This window comes from Plantactinospora mayteni (genome assembly GCF_016862935.1).
Taxonomy (GTDB): domain Bacteria; phylum Actinomycetota; class Actinomycetes; order Mycobacteriales; family Micromonosporaceae; genus Plantactinospora; species Plantactinospora mayteni.
Genome location: NZ_BONX01000061.1, coordinates 24168 through 41797, shown reverse-complemented (window position 1 = coordinate 41797; position 17630 = coordinate 24168). Strand labels below are relative to the sequence as shown.

Sequence of the window (17630 nt, the reverse complement as noted above, 5' to 3'; positions counted from 1 at the left end):
CTGGCTCGACCGTCCGGTCCGGCGGGGTGTCGGCCCGCAGCCGTAGCCGGTGCTGCCACGCGACCAGTTGTCGGTGCACGCTGGCCGGCCCGATCAGGGGGTCCTCGGTGACCGGCCAGTCGGCCGGGTGTAGCAGGAAGGCGTCGGTCTGCCAGCCGCCCAGCCCGCCGTGGCTGCCGACAAGCTCCTCGAACGCGGTGACCTCCTCGGTGACCGGGTCGACCGTGCTGATCAGCACCAGGTCGCCCACGTGGTCCATCTCCTGATGTCTGAGCAGGTCAGCCGCGGCGAACGGGCCGTAACCGGCCAACGGGTCCGTACCGTCGACGCGTCCGTCGCGCAGGTGATGCTCGCCCCGGTCGCCGACGGCCACCGGGCCCGCCTCGCCGCCGACCACGACCACCCCGATCCCGGAGTGGGCGGCCAGCCCACTGACCAGACCGGGGTAGGCGGCGTCGATCTCGGCCCGGTTGAGTTTGCCCGGGTGCCGGGTGAGGTAGACCATCGCCAGGTTGCCGGAGGCCACGACGACCGATTCGGCCTCCGTACCGGCGGCTCGGCGGGCTTCCTCGCCGGCCGGCCCGAGCGTCACCTCGCGGTCCGCGGTACGCGAGCGGACGGCCGCCCGAGTCGAGGCCGCGGTGACACCCCGCCGGGCCGTGATCTCGGTGAGCAGCGTGTTGACCGGACCCCAGGGCTCCACCGCGCCGCTCACGTCGGCCGTCGCGGCCTGCGCTGGTACCCGTCCCGTCCGCCCGCCGGCGGTGGCACCGGTACGGACCAGTCGATCCACCACCCGCGCCAACGGCTCCCCGAACCGCTGCCGGAAGGTCGCACCCTGACTCTGGCCGTGGTCGGAGAGCACCACCAGGTGGTAGCGGCGGTCCGCGCCGGCCGAGAGCCGCTCGATGATGCCGAGTACCCCGTCGAGCCGGCCCAGCGCCTCCATCGCCTCCGGCCGGGCCGGCCCGGCGTGGTGGGCGACCTCGTCGTAGTCGACGAAGTCGCAGAAGATCACCGGGGTGCCCAGCGCCATCTGCTCGGCGATCAAGGAGACGTTCACGTCGCGCAGCATGCCGGCCAGGGGCCGCAACGCCAGGAACGCCCCCGACCGGCCGACCCGGGGTCGGATGTCGCGCAACCGCTGCGCGCGGGCCTGGTGCAGTTCCTTGAGTACCCGGCCGAGGCCCAGCACGATCGCCCGGCTGAAGCCGTAGGTCATGAACGACGCGTACCCCCGGGTGGAGCGGCCGGGCAGCGCCGCGCGGCTGATCGTGAACAGGGTCGTGGGCGCGTCGCCGGAGAAGACGTTGCTGATGCTCACCCCGCCGTCCCGGAGCAGCCCGTGGCCGTCGGAGAGCCGGCGCTCGACCACCGCCGCGTCCTGGGGCCGGTTCGTGACCATCAGCCGACCGCTCTGCTTCTCGTACCAGCGGAATGCCGGCACCGATCGGACGTCGCCGTGCAGGATGCCGGCCTGGGCCGCCGGGGTCGTCGCCGGCATCCCGGTGTGCCAGGTGCGTAGCTGGTGGCTGCGGCTGCGGAGCCATCGGCCGATGGTGGGCAGGTTGCCGGTCCGTACCGCCCACTGGATCAACGGGGCGGACACGCCGTCGAGCTGCACGACGAGCAGCCCGTCCCCACCGGCCGGTGTGCCCGCTCCGCCACCCGCCCGGCGTACCCTGCGCATCACCCGCCGCGCCGCACCGACGAACACGTCGTCGGTGCCCGAATCCGTCAACCAGTCGACCAGCGTGGCCAGCACCGCGGCGATCCACGATGCCACGAACGCCGCCGGCAACCCGGAGATCTTCGCGTCGGGTGCGAGCCGCAGCGCGACGTACATCACGATCGTCTGCACGCTGGCGCCGACCACCATCGCACCCAGGCCGCCGAGCACGGTGGCCAGTGCGAGCAGCAGCGGTCGCAGCAGCGCGCCGACGCACGCGACCAGTACGACCAGCCACAGTACGGCGGACAACCCGTAGGCGTCGACACCGGGCATCAGCCAGAGCATGCCGGCCAGTACGACGAACGAGGTGACCGCGCTGCGCAACAGCCCGAGCAGGCGGGCCAGGGTGGGGCGCCAGGCCCGCAACTCCGCGCGTACCAGCCGTACCCGTCCGGGCGGCACCATGGCCGGCGTGCGCGACGGATCGGCGGGCTGGTTCACCGCACCACCCTGACACAGCACCGCCACGCCAACCCAGGCCGTCACGGCGCGACAGCGGGATGTGATCATGACAACACCGCCGCACGGCGGACTCCTCGACCGACCGGTCGATCGGCGAGCCGAGACGTGCCGCGATCCGCGATCACGTCGCTCGGGCAGCCAGCGTTGTCGGGGCCACGTGTGGTGAGCGTCGGGTGGCGTGAACCGGCTGAGGAGCCAGCTGCCTAGTTACCCATCTATTGGCTATATTTGGGTGGTTCCGCCCGGGTGACGCGGGCGATCGGCGGCGGCCCTCACCGACGCGCCTTCCAGGTCGGCCAGCGGACAGGGGTGGGGACGTGGCGGAGCCGCCGTCCGGCGGGAGCGGGAAGGCGCCGCCGGACCGCCCTCGGAGCAGCCGCGGTGGACGTCGATCGCGGATCAGGGCCCTCGGGCCGGGGCTGGTCTCCGGCGCGGCGGACACCGATCCGACCACCGTGGCGACCATGGTCGTCGTCGGCTCGACCACCACCTACGGACTCGCCTGGTTGACGCTGCTCATGATGCCGGCGATCGCCGTCGTCCAGATCCTCGCCACCCGCGTCGGCGTACTCGCCCGCCGAGATCTCCAGCAGGCCGTGCGCGACGGCTACGGCCGGTTGCTCGGTGCACTGCTGCTGACGTCGATCCTGGCGGTCAACGTGGTGACCATCGCGGCCGACCTCTCGGCCGGAGCAGCCGCCCTCGGCATCCTCACCGGGACACCGTCGCCGTGGCTCGTGCCCGCGTTCGGCGCCGCCCTGGTCGTGCTGCTCGTGATCGGCAAGTACGACGAGGTGGAACGGGTCCTCAAGTGGATGATGCTGATCCTGCTCCTCTACGGCGCGGCCGTCGTACTCGCGCACCCGGACTGGACGGCGGTGGCCCGGGGCAGTCTGGTGCCCTCGGCCCGGCTCAACTCGGACCACCTCGCCGGCGCGCTGGCGATCTTCGGCACCACCCTGACCAGCTACATGTACGTCTGGCAGACGGTGGAACAGGTCGAAGGGCCGCCCCAGGCGGGTGAACTGAAGGCCCGCGAGTTCGACGGCGTGGCGGGAGCCGTCTTCGCCACGGTGATCTTCTGGTCGATCCTGGTCTCCAGCGGAGCCACCCTGGGCGTACACAACCAGCATCCCAACAGCGCCCAGGAGGCCGCGCAGGCGTTGCGCCCGGTGGCCGGGCCACTGGCCAGTACCCTGTTCTCGCTGGGCCTGCTCGCGTCCGCGATCATCGCCACACCGATCATCGCGGCCACCGGCGGCTACGTCACCGCCGCCGCCATGGGCTGGCGGCGCGGACTGTCCCGCAGCCTGCGCCAGGCCCCCGGCTTCTACGCCGTGATCATCGCGCAGACGGCGCTCGGCGCCGCGCTGGGAATGTCCGGCATCCCGCCGATACGCCTGCTGTTCCTCGCCAGCGTGGTCGCCGGCATCGCCACACCCATCGGGCTGATCCTGCTCGTGCTCGTCGCCGCGAACCCGAGGCTCGTCGCCGGCCAGCAGATCCATCGCGGCCTGCTCACCGCCGGCTGGGCGATCACGATCATGGTCAGCCTCGCCGCTCTGGTCTACCTCGCCCAACAACTACATCTCATCCCGCTGTGACGCGGCAGGTCCGGGCGGTCGGCACGCTGCGGCGCAGCCCGGGTACGCCCGAGAAGCTCGGCGTCCCGCCGGGCGCTGGTCGACCCGGGTGACCCGGACCGCTGCGGCGTAGTCTGCACCCGGGTTGCCGGCTGGCCGGGCAGGTCAGGCGGGCTTGATCTTCGTGGCGTCGGTGGCGGCGGTGTCGGAGGGCCCCTGGTGATCGCGGAGCGACAGGCGACGGGCCAGCACCGTGGCGCCGGCAAGCGTGGCCAGCACGATCGCCACCTCCGCGACCACCACCTCGACATTGGTGCTGTAGCCGGTGGTCCGGGCGAACGCCATGGTGACCGGTGTGACGAGGATGCCGGCCGTCGGCACCAGGAGGCTCATCATCCAGGCTGTTTTTCGGATCAGGGGCAGGTCGGAGAGTCGGAGCCGCACCGCGACGACCGCTCCGACAACCACCACCGCGGCCGGTACGCCGTAGTAGACGGCGACGGCGAGCTGGATCGGTATCTGGACCGAGCGGGGGAGGTCCACCAGGCGTACGAACAGCGGGTACAGCGCGACCAGGACGCCGTAGCCGAGCAGGCCACCGAGGAGCGCACCGGTCAGCGCGGTGCCGAGAAGACGGCGGTAGCTCCCGCGAACCCGCTGGACGCCGGCCTCGTCGGCGAGCCGTCGGGCGAAGCCGGGTATGTCGTCACCGAGCAACAGCATGGGGTCGCGTCCATCGGCGGCTGCGGCTTCCAGGTCGAGGCGCAGATCGGCGGCGAATGCCGCTCGGTCCGCCGGACCGACCCCGTAGGCGCGCCAGGCGCGGTCGGCCTCGGCCAAGACGGTGTCGATGGGGTCCACGGTCAACTCCTCGTGAGGTCGTGGTCGGACGGGGTGAGGATGCCGTCGACGGTTTCGACGAAGCGGGTCCACTGTTTCTGCCAGGCATCCAGTTGGATCCGGCCGGGGCCGGTCAGCGCGTAGACCTTGCGGGGCGGGCCGGTGGGGCTCACCTGCTGTTCGTCGGCGACAAGGCCAAGGCGACGCATCCGGGTGAGCAGTGGATAGATGGTGCCGTAGCTGATCGCGCCGAAGCCGGCCGCTTCCATCCGCCGCACGAGTTCGTAGCCGTGCACGGGTTCGCGTGCCAGCAGTGCCAGCAGACACATGTCCAGCGCTCCGCGGAGGAGTTGGGTCTGCCGGTCGCTGTCATGAGCCGGCTCGTTTCCCGCCGCTATCATGCGATGCATCATACAACACTATTCGGCGCCGCGATATACCGCTGGAGTCGGGTGCGGCGTTCCGCACGTCGCCGTGGAGCGCCGCGAGTGACCGCTTCAGGGCGGCGGCGCTACCCCGATCCGGCGCCACCCCGATCCCTCCGGGTGACTTCGCCGGGACGTTGGTCCCGTCCTCGGGTGCGGGCCGGCCCTGCCGGGTAAGCCGCCCGGGGAGCAGGTTGAGGGCAGGAGGAATGGAGGCGCTGATGAAAGCAGTCGTCTATGACGGGCCGGGCCAGAAGTCCTGGAGGGACGTCCCCGAGCCCACGATCACGGACCCCCGGGACGCGATCGTCAAGGTGGACACCGTGACAATTTGCGGCACGGACCTGCACATCCTGGCCGGCGACGTACCAGAGGTCCAGCCCGGGCGGATCCTCGGGCACGAGGCCGTCGGCACCGTCGTCGACGTCGGCGCGGGGGTCACCGGCCTGAGCCGGGGCGACCGCGTACTGGCGTCCTGCATCTCGGCCTGCGGCGTGTGCCGCTACTGCCGCTCCGGCCGGTACGGGCAGTGCCTGGGCGGCGGCGGGTGGATCCTCGGCCACCGCGTCGACGGCGTGCAGGCGCAGTACGCCCGGCTGCCCTTCGCCGATCTGTCCACGTACCGGCTGCCGGCGAACGTCACCGACGAGACCGCCGTCATGCTGGCCGACATCCTGCCCACGGCCTACGAGGTGGGTGTACTCAACGGTCAGGTCCGGCCGGGCGACACGGTCGTGGTGGTCGGGGCCGGGCCGATCGGGCTCGCCGCGATCCTGACCGCCCGGCTGTACTCCCCGGCGCACCTCGTCGCGGTCGACAGGGCGGAGCGCCGGTTGCAGGCGGCCAAGCAGTTCGGGGCGGACGTCGCGGTCGACGCCGGCGAGGACCCACGGGAGGCCGTCCAGGCGCTCACCGGCGGGCTCGGCGCGGACGTGGTGATGGAGGCGGTCGGTACGCCGCAGGCGTTCGAGACCTGCACCACGCTCGTCCGCCCCGGCGGCCGGGTGGCGAACATCGGGGTGCACGGCAAGTCGGCCGTACTGCACCTGGAGGAGCTGTGGAGCCGGAACGTCACGATCACCACGGGACTCGTCGACACGTACTCGACGCCGGACCTGCTCGGCATGCTGGCCGCCGGTCAGCTCGACGTGGGGCACATGATCACGCACCGGTTCGCGCTCGATGACTTCATGGCGGCGTACGACGCCTTCACCAGGCCGGCCGAGACCGGCGCGCTGAAGGTCGTCCTGTCGCAGGACTGATCCCGGTACGACGACGACAGCGGCGGCATCGGCCGGGTTTGGGTGGCCACGCCACGGGGCGGGCCGCCGCCCCCGCCGCGCCCTCGCCGCCGGGATCCGGTGGGGACCCCGGCGGCACCGGTAGGGACGGCGGGCGGCGGGCCGCCGCGTGCGGTCAGCCGGTGGCCGACGGGAGTTCCCGGACCACCGCGACCCGGCAGTGTGCGTGGTGCAGCAGTTGCTGGCTGATCGAGCCGAGCAGCAGCCCGCCGAAGCCGTCACGGCCTCGGGAGCCGACGATCACCAGTTACCCGGTGCCGGCAGGCCGGATGGCGCCGCACCGATCCCGGGCGAAACCGGCCCGGCAGGAGCTGAAGGGTCGATCGCCACCCACGGCCGGGCCGTTCGGCCCTGCCCACGCCCGGGCCGGTCGACGTGCCATGGACGGGAGGACCCGCCGTCGCGGTGGGCGGGCCCCGGAGACGTTCCGGTGGGCGGGCCCCGGAGACGTTCCGGTGGGCGGACCGGAGACGTCGCGGCGGGTACCGGGTGGGGTGCTCGGGAGGGAGCAGGCCGTGCGGAGATGGACGGTGTGGGAGGTCATGACCGCCGACGTCGTGGCGGTGCCCGAGGACGCCAGCTACCGGGCGATCGTCGACGTCCTCGCCGAACGCCGGATCAGCGCGGTTCCCGTGGTCGACCCGGCCGGGCGGGTCGTGGGCGTGGTCTCCGAGGCCGACCTGCTGCGCAAGGTCGAACTCGCCGGAACCGTCGCCCGCCGCCTCGTCCCCGGCCGGCGGCGGGCGACGCGGGCGAAGGGCGAGAGCAGGACCGCACGGGACCTGATGAGCGTGCCGGTGGTGACCGCCGGGCCGGGGACCTCGCTGCACGCCGCCGCTCGGCTGATGGCCGAGAAGGGCGTCAAGCGGCTTCCGGTCGTGGCCGACGACGGCACCCTGGTCGGGATCGTCTCCCGTGCCGACGTGCTGAAGGTGCACCTGCGCTCCGACGCGGAGCTGCGCGGCGACATCGCGGACGAGGTACTGCGGCGGACCCTGTGGCTGGAACCGTTCGAGGTGCGCCTCGACGTCGACGCCGGGGTCGTCACGCTGCGCGGACACCTCGATCGGCGCTCGCTGGCCGAGCTGACGGTCCGACTGGTCGGGTCCGTGCCGGGGGTGGTCGCGGTGCAGGACCACCTCACGTACGAGCTGGACGACGCCGGGCCGGCCGGGGTCGGGCGGAACCCGTGCTGATCGCCGGGCGGGACCGATGGCGGCCGGCTCGGGCCGTTGGGCCCTGGTCGACCGGCCCGAACCCGAGATGTGATGGAGGGGCCAGTGCCGACCCGGTCGGGCTCGGACGCCCTGATGATCCGCGAGCCAGAACCCAGCCCGACCGGGTCCGATTCGGCGATTGGGGAGAGCCATGACAAGTACCCGTGACCTGCTGGCCGAGCAGCCGTTCCTCGACGGTCTGGCCCCGGCCTGGCTCGACCGGCTCACCGCCTACGCCCACCCGGTGTTCCGCAACCGTGGCTACCGGCTGTTCGCGGGGGGACGGCCGGCGATGCGCTTCTGGCTGCTGCGTACCGGGCGGGTGGCGCTGGACCTGCCGACGCCGGGCCGGGGGGACGTGGTCATCGAGACCGTGGGAGCCGGCGAGGTGCTGGGCTGGTCCTGGCTCTTCCCGCCGCAGCGGTGGCAGTTCGGGGCCGTGGCGGTCGAGCCGGTCCGGGCGGTCGAGTTCGACGCGTCCGGCGTACGGCACCTGATGACGGACGACACCGCGCTCGGCTACGAGCTGAACCGTCGGTTCATGGCCGTCATGCTGGACCGGTTGCAGGCCACCCGCACCCGCCTGCTCGACCTGTACGGCTACCCGGAGCCACGCGCCTCGTAGCCCGTCCGCACCCCGAACCTGCCCCTCAGCCCGCGCACCGCCACACGTGCCTGCCGGTCCGCAGGCCAGCGGGTGGTCAGGCCGTACGCGCGGAACTGGCCGCGTACCCCGACTTCGGCACTGGTCGGGCGCGGGCCGAGGGTTGATCACCGCCGGGATCGGCGGTCCGAGGCGGTGGCGGTGGCCACGTCGACCGGATAGCTGCCCCGGGCCAGCAGCATGATCAGCCCGTTGAGCAGCAGCGGGAGGAGCATGACGAGGAAGGCGTCGCGCAGCCCGCCGGCACGGCCGGCCGAACCGCCGCCGCCGAGTACGTCGGCGAGCAGGCCGAAGGCCGCCGGGGCCACCGCCTCGGCCGCGAGGCGCAGCAGCGTACGCAGGCTCTCGGCCCGCCCCCACATCCTGCCCGGCACGATGTCCAGCCGGGCGGCGTCCAGTGGCGGGTTGGCGGCGGCGAGCGCGGCGGTGCCGAGGGCGATGACCGGCAGCGCCAGCCCGATCGAGGAGATGAGGAAGCCGGGCAGCAGCAGGAGCGCCGCGGCGCTGTAGCCGACGGCGGGCACCAGGACGCGGGCGTCGGTACGGCCACGGTGCAGGATCCGGTCGGTGAACCGGCCACCGGCCACCGCCCCGGCGAGCGCGGTGGTGCCGACGACCAGGGCGAGCGCCCCCAGCAGCCCCTCCGAGACGCCGAAGTGCTGGGTCGCGAAGACGACCGCGAAGGTACGCAGCCCGGCGAAGAAGAAGTAGCCGCTCGCGGACGCGATGATCAGCAGCCGGTTGGTGGGAATCCGGAGCAGGTAGACCATGGCGCGCCGCAGCGGGATCTCGTCCGCGTCCTCGGCCAGGATCCGCTCGGGCGCCGGTTCGATACCCCGGGCGATGACCACGTCCCGCACCTTGTCGCCGTCGGAGCCGTGTGGGTGCTCCCCGTCGACGCGCTCGTCGTCCGCGCCGTCGTCCGCTGGCGGATCGCCGCAGAGCCAGGACGCGCCGCCGCGCTCCGGTTCGGGTAGCTGCCGCAGCAGCGACACGGCCAGCGCCAGGCTGGCGGCGGCGAGCAGGAAGAAGGCGTACCGCCAGGAGAGCGCGGCGGCTATCGCACCACCGGCGAGCAGCCCCGCCCCGGCGCCGACGATCTCGCCGGTGAGGATCCAGCCCAGCACGGCCGCCCGGTCCGCCGGCGGGACGAAGTCACCGGTCAGCGACACCACCACCGGACCGGAGGCGGCGACGGCGGCACCGAGCAGCAGCCGGGAGGCGAGCAGCCAGCGGTAGTCGGGGGAGAGACCGCCGGCGATCATGGCGACCGCCCAGGCGGCTACCGTGACCGTGAGCAGGCGTACCCGGTTGACCCGGTCGGCGAGCATTCCCATGGGTATCGCCGCGAGGGCCCCGACGCCGGACGAGGCGGACGCCAGCAGACCCAACCGGGCGTGGCTGATCCCCAGGTCGGCTTCGAGTTGCGCGGCGGCGGCGCCGATGGTGCCGGTGTCGGCGCTGTTCAGCGCGAGGACGGCGCCGAGCAGCAGGACGACGCGCAGGCGTCCCGGGCCGCCCAGGACCCGACGGCTCCGGGCCCCGAACCACGCGCCCAGGCGGCGCCCCGAAGGCCACCGGGACACCGTGTCGCGCGGTTCGGTGAGCCGGCATCACCCCGATGGTGTGAAACAGCCGGGCGGACCGGATCCCTTCTGGTGTGGCATGCCGGGTTTCAGCCGGTCAGCGCCGCCCTCCCGCGCTGTGCCGGCCGCCCTCGGCCGGTCGACGCAGATGTGACTCGATGGCCTCGATGACGCGGGGGCGGAGGTCGGCCGCGCGGATGACGGCGTCGACCGAGCCGACCTCGACAGCACGCTGGATGTTGTGCACCCGGTCGAACTCCGTGGCCACCTCGCCGAGCTTCTCCGCCCGGACCGACCCGCGAAGCTCGTCGAGTTCCGCGGTCAACGCGGCCCGGTCGGCGCCGGAGGCGGACGCGACCCGGGCCTCCAGGTCCCGTACCCGAGGGTCGGCCGCGGTACGGGCGTCGACGTCGCCGGAGAAGACCACGGCGGCGGCCGGAGCACCGCCCAGCACCGAGGCGAACGAGCCCTCCAGCGCCAGTACGGTCATCTCGGGGTTCAGCGCCTTCGAGAACACCACGAACGCGCCGCCGTGGTACCGCGAGATCACGCAGAACACGATGGGCCCACGGAAGTTGACGATCGCCCGGCCGATCTCGGCGCCGTACTCCAGTTGCAGTTTCCGCATCGACTCCGGCGAGCCGTCGAAGCCGGACAGGTTCGCCAGCACCACCAGCGGCCGGTTCCCGCTGGCCGAGTTGATCGCCCGGGCGGCCTTCTTCGAGGAGGCCGGGAAGAGCGTGCCGGCGGTGTAGGTGTCCGGGCCGTCGGTGGGCGGGAAGCCGCGCCGGGGTACCGTGCGTGACTCGATGCCGAGCAGGCAGACCGGGATGCCGCCGAGATGGACGTCCTGCACCACCGCGGTCTCCGCGTCGGCCATCCCCGCCCAGCGTTCCAACACCGGGTGGTCCTGGTCGGCCAGCGCCCGCATCACGGTCCGGATGTCGAACGGCTTCTTGCGATCGGGGTTGGCGGTCGCGGAGAAGATCTCGCCGACGGTGCTGAAGTCGCTGCCGGGTACGGCATGCGGGAAGTCGGAGACGTCCCGGTCGGTGGGGTCGGTGCTGGTCGCCCGCCGTGGCGCCGGCTCGCCCGGCGCGACGTACGTGTGCTCGTAGTGCGACATCAGCACGTCCCGCGCGGCGGTCAGGTTCGGCGCCCAGTATTGTGCCTGCCCGTTCGGGCCCATCACCCGGTCGTAGCCGCCGATGCCGAAGTTGTCCTCGGCGGAGACGCCGCCGGAGAAGTCGAGCGACTGCTTGCCGGTGAGCACCATCGCCGAGTCCGGCGTCATCACCAGGATGCCCCTGGTGTGCATCAGCATCGTCGCCTCGGCGTTCCAGTACGGCTGGGCGCCGACGTTGATCCCCGCGACCACGATGTTGATCTCGCCGCCGTACTGGGTGAACTCGACGATCCGCTTGAGTGCGGCGGCCACCCAGTCCATGTTCTCGGTGCCCGACGTCATGGAGATCCGGGCGCCGGCGGAGAGCGCGTACCACTCCAGCGGTACCCGCATCCGCTCGGCCAGGTCCAGCGCGGCGATCACCCGACGGCACTCCGGCTCCGACAGCGCACCGAGCGACTTCGTCGGGTCGCCGAGCAGCACCACCCGGGTGACGCCCTGCGGGTGCCGTGCGGTCGGGGTGCTGACCACGCCGGCGACGATCGCCGCACTGTTGCGCCCCTTCGGCCGGTCGACCGGCACCAGCGCGTGCTCGCCGTCGAGGTCGTACTCGACGAAGTCGCCGAGCAGGCCGGTCAGCTCGTACGGGTAGACCGTGTTGCGGCTGCTCGCCCGCAGCACCTTCAGCCGGTAGTCGTCGAGCGGCTCGACCGGCTCGACCGGCGGCTCGCCGACGGTCAGTTCGGCACCGCCGGTGGCGTCGAAGGAGATCCGTACCGCGATCTTGGTCAGCTCGCCCGTCCTGCGGTCGCGCTGCCGCGCGATGAACAGGATCTCCTCCAGCCCGGCACCCGCGGTCGTCGGGCGTACCCGCCCGGCGATCATCTCCATCTCCTCCCGGGTGAGGCCGCTCGGCGGCCAGACGTAGATCACGATCCGGTTGGTGTTGAAGCGCGTCTTCGACGGGCGCCGGGACTGCGCGCGGCGGATCGAGTCGAGGCAGGCGGCCACGGTGTCCTCGGTGGTCGGCAGCGCGACCAGCCGGCCGTCCTGCTCGCGCAGCTCGGTCAGGTCGCGTACCTGCGCGAACGCGACGAGGCGCTCGTCGGACGGGTTGTCCCGGGCCACGCACTGGAAGAGGTAGACCTCCTCGTCCGACGACGGCAGTCGGGTCAGGTCGAACTCGCGCAGCCGCTCGATCTGCATCCGCTGCGCGATGTACGGGTGCAGGCCGCGGATCAGCCGCTCCTCGACCATCCCGCCGCTCGACGGCCGGAACGTGAAGTGGTGGTGCATCACCGCCCCCCGCCGTCCCGCCACGGTGGTGGTGAGCCGGCGAACCTGCGGCGGCAGCGGGTGCGCGCCGATGACATCGAGCAACGCCTCGACCGTCGCGTCGAAGTCCTCCGGCTGGTTCTCCCAGCCGAGGTAGAGGTCGGCGTCGACGGCGTCCTCGCCGCCCGCCAGTTCGGCGAGCCCGCGCAGCGCGCTGCCCAGCGCGTCGAAGCGCACCGCGGCGGAGACGAGGCGGGAGCCCGCCCGGTCGGCGACCACGAACGTGCAGCCCGCGACCTCGCGGGTGTTGACGCCGGTGAGCCCCTTGTTGCCGTAGTACCGCCGGGTCAGCACCTCCAGCATGACCGCGTGGTCGAGGTGGTCGCGGTGGAGCCGCCGGCCGAGCAGCCGGACCAGTGGCTCGGTGCTGCGTACCATCTCCGCGATCCGCTCGGCGCGGTCCGGCGCGTCCGGCTGCTCGTCCAGGTGGCGCAGGTGGGTGCGGACCCGGTCGTAGACCAGGGCGCGGTTGCGCCGCAGCAGCGGCTGGGCGAACCAGGCGAACACCACGCCCCGGGCGAGGTCGGCGACCACCGGGAAGCGGACCTGGGTCGCGGCCACCAGTCGCTCCAGCGCGAGACCGGCCGGCTCGCGCAGCGACTCGTCCGGCGGCGGCTCCCGCAGCCACGCGCGCAACAGCGTCGCGACGACGGTGGCGTCGGCGGAGGCGCGTTGCTGGGCGAGGAAGATCCGGAACACGGCGGCTTCGAGCGCGGGGGAGCGCTCCAGTTCGGTGACACCGTAGTGCCCGAGTGCCCGGGCGAGCCTGGCCTGGAACGCGTCCGGCAGCCCGGCCCGCTCGACGTCGAGGCTCTGCAGGTAGGTGTGGAAGTATTCCCGGGCGCTGTGCACGTGGGCCTCGCCGCCGCCGTCCTCGCCGGTGGGCCGGTTGCGGCTCAGTTCGGCGAGGTTGGCGAACACGTTGACCAGGTCGAGTTCCTCGGCCAGCGGCCGGCGGCCCTCCTCGATGGCCGCCCGCCGGGTGCCGAGGTAGTCGTCGAGTACCCGGCGGTCGTCGTGCGGGTCGACGTCGAAGCCGAGCAGCAGGCCGCGCAGGTCCTCCTGGCCGCGCCGGGTGCGCTGCCGCGCCGGGATCTCCTCGGGCGCGGTCGGCAGGTCCAGTTCGACGGAGGCAACGGCCGGGGTGTCGGCGGCCCCGTCGCCGAGCGGCTCCAGCCGCAGCAGCGGTGCGCCGGCCTGCACCTGGCTGCCCACGGAGACGGCGCATTCCTTCAGCCGCGCCTTGAACGGCGCCCGCAGTACCGTCTCCATCTTCATGGCTTCCAGCACCAGTACCGGCGCGCCGGCCTCGACCTCGGCGCCGACCGGCAGCGGCGTGGCGACGACCAGCGCGGGCATCGGGGAGCGGACGACGCCGCCCTCGTCCCGGCTGACCCGGTGCGTCACGCCGGCCACCTCGACCAGATGGGTCGGCCCGTGCGTCCCGGTGAGCAGGCGGTACCGGTTGCCGTTGACGACGATCTGTCCGCTGTGCCGGTCGAAGCGGTCGAGTTCGACGTCGGCGGTGTGCACGCCGCCGCCCGCCTCGATGCCGACCCGGAACCGGTGCGGGCTGATCCGTGCCACGCGGATCCGGTAGCCGACGCCGCGCAGTTTGAGGTCCAACGGTCGGCCGCTGGAGTGCTGCACCTGCGGGCGCCCGCCGGACGCCGTCGCCAGCAGTCGCCGCCGCTCGACGCCTTCCTCCTCCTCGTACGTCTCGATGGCGGCCGCCGCCAGCGCGACGGCGGAGTGCCGGTGCGCGACCAGCCGGCCCGTACCCCGGACGCGGTCGATCCAGCCGGTGTCCGCGCTGGCGTCGATCACCTCGGGCTGGTCGAGCAGGTCGAGCACGAAGCTCTTGTTCGTCGCGCCGCCCTCGATGACCACCGTGGTCTCCGCCATCGCCCGGCGCAGCCTGCCGAGCGCCTCGGCGCGGTCACGACCGTAGGCGATGATCTTCGCGATCATCGAGTCGAAGTCGGCCGGGATGGTGTCGCCCTCGCTGACACCGGTGTCCACCCGGATGCCCGGCCCGGCCGGCAGGTCCAGCCGGACGATCCGGCCGGGGGAGGGCGCGAAGTCGCGGTCCGGGTCCTCGGCGTTCAGCCGGGCCTCGATGGCGTGCCCGCGCTCCACCGGCGGCTCGCCCTCGAGCCGCCCGCCCGCGGCCACGTGCAGTTGCGCCTTGACCAGGTCGAACCCGGTGGTCGCCTCGGTGATCGGATGCTCGACCTGTAGCCGGGTGTTGACCTCGAGGAACGCGAACAGCCGGTCGCCGGGGTGATAGAGGAACTCGACGGTTGCCGCACCCCGGTACCCGACCGCGACGGCGAGCCGTTCGGCGGACGCCTTGAGTTCGGCGGCCTGCGCCGGGCTGAGTACCGGCGACGACGACTCCTCGATCACCTTCTGGTTGCGCCGCTGCACCGAACAGTCGCGGACGCCGAGCGCCCAGGCGGTGCCCTGGCCGTCGGCGATCACCTGGACCTCCACGTGTCGCGCACCGGTGACCAGGCGTTCCAGGAACACGACGCCGCTGCCGAACGCCCGCGCCGCCTCCTGGCTGGTCCGCTCGAAGGCGTCGGAGAGTTCGGAGTCGTTCGTGACCACTCGGATGCCGCGCCCGCCGCCGCCCGCGGTCGCCTTCAGCATCAGCGGGTAGCCGATCTTGGTCGCCGCCGCCAGGGCCGCGTCCAGGGTCTCGACCGCGCCGCGGCTCCACGGCGCGACCGGGACGCCGACCTCCTCGGCGATCAGCTTCGCGCCGATCTTGTCGCCCAGTTGCCGCATGGCGTCCGCGCTCGGCCCGACGAAGGTGACCCCGAGCTTGTCGCACAGCTCCGCGAACGCCGGGTCCTCGGCGACGAAGCCCCAACCGACCCACGCGGCGTCGGCCCCGGACCGCAGGAGCGCACGCTCCAGCGCCGTCATGTCGAGGTACGGACGCGCGGAGGCGGGGCCGAGGTAGTAGCCGAGGTCCGCCTCGCGTACGAATGTGGCGGTGCGGTCGACGTCGGTGTAGAGGGCGACGGTCTCGATCCGCGTCCCGGTCTCCGCAGCCAGCTCTCGGACCGCGTGGATGAGGCGCATCGCGGCCTCACCACGGTTGACGATGGCGATACGGCTGAACACCCGACCGACCCCTCCGGTAGACCCACGACGAACTCGCCACGGGACGAATGCCCCCGGCCCTGATCACCCTTCTGCCTGCGGGCTGGTAGCGCCATGTCGTGGACACCGAACAGTATGCGGCCCGGTTTGTAGGAACCCAACAAAACCTTTTGGCTGTCCCCGCCCCCGGCGCGACCGTCGGGCCAGCGGCGATGCCGGCACCCGCAGGGTGTGATCATGCCCGCCGCGCTGGCGTGGCAGGATCGCCGCCATGACGTCGCCGCAATGGCTGAACCGTTATCTCGCCGGGCGACGGGAACAGGTCTGGCATGAGCTGCGCCAACTGGGCGGCACCATTCGGCGGGATTCCGACCTTGCCGGTGAGGCGCAGTTGGTCTGCGACGAGATGGCCCGCCGGGCCCGCCAGAACGTCGAGGTCCTCGTCGAACGGCTCACCGCGGACGGCTACCGATTCCACGCGAACGACGACGAACAGACCCCGGTGACGCCACACGCCGCCCCCACCGCCTCGGCGTCCGCGCACGCGGACTGGCTGGCGGAACGGTTCGGCGACGTCCCCATGACGATCCGTTCCTGGACGCGGTTGGTCGGAGACGTCTGGCTGGTGGGAAGCCACCCGCAGTGGCCGGGGTCAGCCTCCGGTGACCCGCTGGTCATCGAACTGGAGGGTTCGCGGTACCCCGACCACCCGTCGATCCGAGACTACTTCGGGGCCGAGTGGGATGGTTGGCGGGAACACTCCGAGGACGCCCCGAATGCCGGCCTGTTCGTGCTGCCCCTCGCGCCGGACCGGCTGCACAAGGAGAACGTCAGTGGCGGCCCGCCCTACGGAGTCGTACTGCCCGACGGCTGCGTGGACGGGCTCTTCGCGGGCGAGACGACCACACCATTCGTCTGCTATCTGAACCAGGTGTTCCAGCGCGGAGGTTTTCCCCGCTGGACCGGATCACCGGACGAGTGGCGGATCAAGCGCGCCCTGGCCCGAGACCTGCTCCCGCTCTGAGTCGACGGGCCAGCGGCTGACCGTCGGGACCCCGTGGCAGGCCCACCGAAGGTGGCGGCCCGCCGACGACCGACCCCGGAAGCGGTCAGGAATCGAGAAGCCCAGGTCAGGGAGCCGCAACTAGCGTCACCGGCATGGACGTCACCACTCGGCCGAGCCCGCCCGCGCGGCGACCGCGTCGAACGTCCCCACCCGGCAGGTCGCCGGCGCCCGTGGTTGCCCGTCTTCCGAGGAGGTCCCGGTGAACTGGAACAAGTGGGTTCGGCAGCTCCACCGCTGGCTGTCTGTCGCCTTCACCCTCTCCGTCGTCGTCGCCACCGTCGCCGTGGCGCAGCAGGAGCCTGCCGCCTGGGTGTTCTACCTGCCGCTGCTCCCGCTCGCCCTGCTCCTGTTCACCGGTCTGTACCTGTTCGTCCTGCCGTACGCGACCAGGTGGCGTGGCGGGCGCCGCACTGTCCGCGACACCTGACCCGGTTGACCCGGGCCGTTCGCGCCGCGGCCGGCTTCTGGACGTAACGCTGAGCCCGATCCATCGCGAAGAACGGCGGTTCAGCGCGAGGTTTCCGACTGATTCCCTTCTCTTCGGTACGGACCGGTTGACTGTCCGCCTCCGTGGCTGCAAGATTCCTATCTTGCAGATAGGAATTATGGAGTTGGGCGGAAGGGGCGAGCGGTGGGTGTCGGACCTCGACCCCTCGCCGGGTGCCACCCCGCCGATCGGAGGCACATCAGCGGTGCACATCTCCGCGCGTACCGACTACGCCATCCGGGCGATGCTCGTCATCGCCGAATCCCACCCACGCCTGGTCACGACCTCGGAGATCGCCACGGTGGACCAGATTCCGGCGAGCTTCCTCTCGGAGATCCTGATGGACCTGCGGCGTACGGGACTGCTGCTGAGCTTCCGGGGGACCGAGGGCGGCCATGCCCTCGCCCGTGCGGCGGAGGCGATCAGTGTCGGCGACATCCTGCGAGCCACCGAGGGCGTACTGATCACGACCGTTCGCGGTCGACCGACCGCACTGGCCAGCTATCGCGGGGTGGCGGGTGGCCTGCGGGACGTCTGGCTCTCGCTGGACCGGGCGATCACCGAGATAGTCGACCGGACCACGCTGGCTGACCTGCTCGGCAGCGCGGGACGGTCCCCGACCGGCTGACGGCCGACCGAACGGCCATTGACGTCGCGACGCCCGCAGCCCTAGCGTAAAACCGATATAGCCG

Annotated in this window: 12 protein-coding genes and 1 pseudogene; 7 read left to right on the top strand and 6 right to left on the bottom strand. The window is 72.4% G+C overall.

All coding sequences use genetic code 11. The annotated features are described in order from the left end of the window. On the bottom strand, positions 1-2173 hold a 2173-nt coding region (locus Pma05_RS37215), incomplete at its 3' end, for an alkaline phosphatase family protein (protein WP_372441623.1). Positions 2174-2511: 338 nt separating this feature from the next. Between Pma05_RS37215 and Pma05_RS37210 the strand changes: the two genes are divergently transcribed. Next, a complete protein-coding gene (locus tag Pma05_RS37210; RefSeq protein WP_203862219.1) occupies positions 2512-3798 on the top strand; it encodes an NRAMP family divalent metal transporter in 1287 nt (428 codons plus the stop codon). A 144-nt stretch (positions 3799-3942) separates the two neighbouring features. Here the strand turns inward: Pma05_RS37210 and Pma05_RS37205 are convergent, their stop codons facing one another. Both Pma05_RS37205 and Pma05_RS37200 read right to left on the bottom strand, forming a co-directional pair. Then, entirely contained in the window at positions 3943-4638 is a 696-nt protein-coding gene (locus tag Pma05_RS37205; RefSeq protein WP_203862218.1) for a hypothetical protein, read from the bottom strand. 2 nt (positions 4639-4640) lie between these two features. Next, on the bottom strand, positions 4641-5018 hold the full coding sequence (locus tag Pma05_RS37200; protein WP_203862217.1) for a PadR family transcriptional regulator: 378 nt from the start codon (positions 5016-5018) through the stop codon (positions 4641-4643). 245 nt (positions 5019-5263) lie between these two features. Between Pma05_RS37200 and Pma05_RS37195 the strand changes: the two genes are divergently transcribed. Then, positions 5264-6304, top strand: a complete 1041-nt coding sequence (locus Pma05_RS37195; protein WP_203862216.1) for a zinc-dependent alcohol dehydrogenase family protein — start codon at positions 5264-5266, stop codon at positions 6302-6304. A gap of 154 nt (positions 6305-6458) precedes the next feature. Here the strand turns inward: Pma05_RS37195 and Pma05_RS37190 are convergent. Continuing rightward, a pseudogene (locus Pma05_RS37190) lies at positions 6459-6590 on the bottom strand (universal stress protein); the annotation flags it as partial. Between the two features lie 268 nt (positions 6591-6858). On the opposite strand from Pma05_RS37190, the gene Pma05_RS37185 reads away from it, so the two are divergent. Together Pma05_RS37185 and Pma05_RS37180 are read left to right on the top strand one after the other, a co-directional pair. After that, the gene (locus Pma05_RS37185) at positions 6859-7539 is read left to right on the top strand and encodes a CBS domain-containing protein (RefSeq protein WP_203862215.1); all 681 of its coding nucleotides are present in this window, start codon (positions 6859-6861) and stop codon (positions 7537-7539) included. Between the two features lie 172 nt (positions 7540-7711). Further along, positions 7712-8185, top strand: coding sequence for a Crp/Fnr family transcriptional regulator (locus tag Pma05_RS37180; protein ID WP_203862214.1), 474 nt, complete (start codon positions 7712-7714; stop codon positions 8183-8185). Positions 8186-8331: 146 nt separating this feature from the next. On the opposite strand, the gene Pma05_RS37175 is transcribed toward Pma05_RS37180, so the two are convergent. Next, positions 8332-9810 carry an MFS transporter gene (locus tag Pma05_RS37175; RefSeq protein WP_203862213.1) on the bottom strand — a complete coding sequence of 493 codons (1479 nt, stop codon included), beginning with the start codon at positions 9808-9810 and terminating at the stop codon, positions 8332-8334. A 97-nt stretch (positions 9811-9907) separates the two neighbouring features. Further along, positions 9908-15406: an ATP-binding protein gene (locus Pma05_RS37170; RefSeq protein WP_203862212.1), complete on the bottom strand. Its 5499-nt coding sequence runs from the start codon at positions 15404-15406 to the stop codon at positions 9908-9910. A gap of 250 nt (positions 15407-15656) precedes the next feature. Between Pma05_RS37170 and Pma05_RS37165 the strand changes: the two genes are divergently transcribed. The 3 genes from Pma05_RS37165 to Pma05_RS37155 all read left to right on the top strand — a co-directional run bounded on the left by Pma05_RS37165 (position 15657) and on the right by Pma05_RS37155 (position 17566). Continuing rightward, positions 15657-16409, top strand: coding sequence for a hypothetical protein (locus Pma05_RS37165; RefSeq protein WP_203862211.1), 753 nt, complete (start codon positions 15657-15659; stop codon positions 16407-16409). A gap of 241 nt (positions 16410-16650) precedes the next feature. Beyond that, on the top strand, positions 16651-16878 hold the full coding sequence (locus tag Pma05_RS37160; protein ID WP_203862210.1) for a hypothetical protein: 228 nt from the start codon (positions 16651-16653) through the stop codon (positions 16876-16878). A gap of 163 nt (positions 16879-17041) precedes the next feature. Further along, positions 17042-17566: an RrF2 family transcriptional regulator gene (locus Pma05_RS37155; RefSeq protein ID WP_239313930.1), complete on the top strand. Its 525-nt coding sequence runs from the start codon at positions 17042-17044 to the stop codon at positions 17564-17566. The last annotated feature ends 64 nt before the right edge of the window (positions 17567-17630 follow it).

Coding starts and splice junctions, on each gene's coding strand:
- Pma05_RS37200 (WP_203862217.1), bottom strand. CDS start 5,018: ATGATAGCGGCGGGAAACGAGCCGGCTCATGACAGCGACCGGCAGACC.
- Pma05_RS37195 (WP_203862216.1), top strand. CDS start 5,264: ATGAAAGCAGTCGTCTATGACGGGCCGGGCCAGAAGTCCTGGAGGGAC.
- Pma05_RS37180 (WP_203862214.1), top strand. CDS start 7,712: ATGACAAGTACCCGTGACCTGCTGGCCGAGCAGCCGTTCCTCGACGGT.
- Pma05_RS37165 (WP_203862211.1), top strand. CDS start 15,657: ATGACGTCGCCGCAATGGCTGAACCGTTATCTCGCCGGGCGACGGGAA.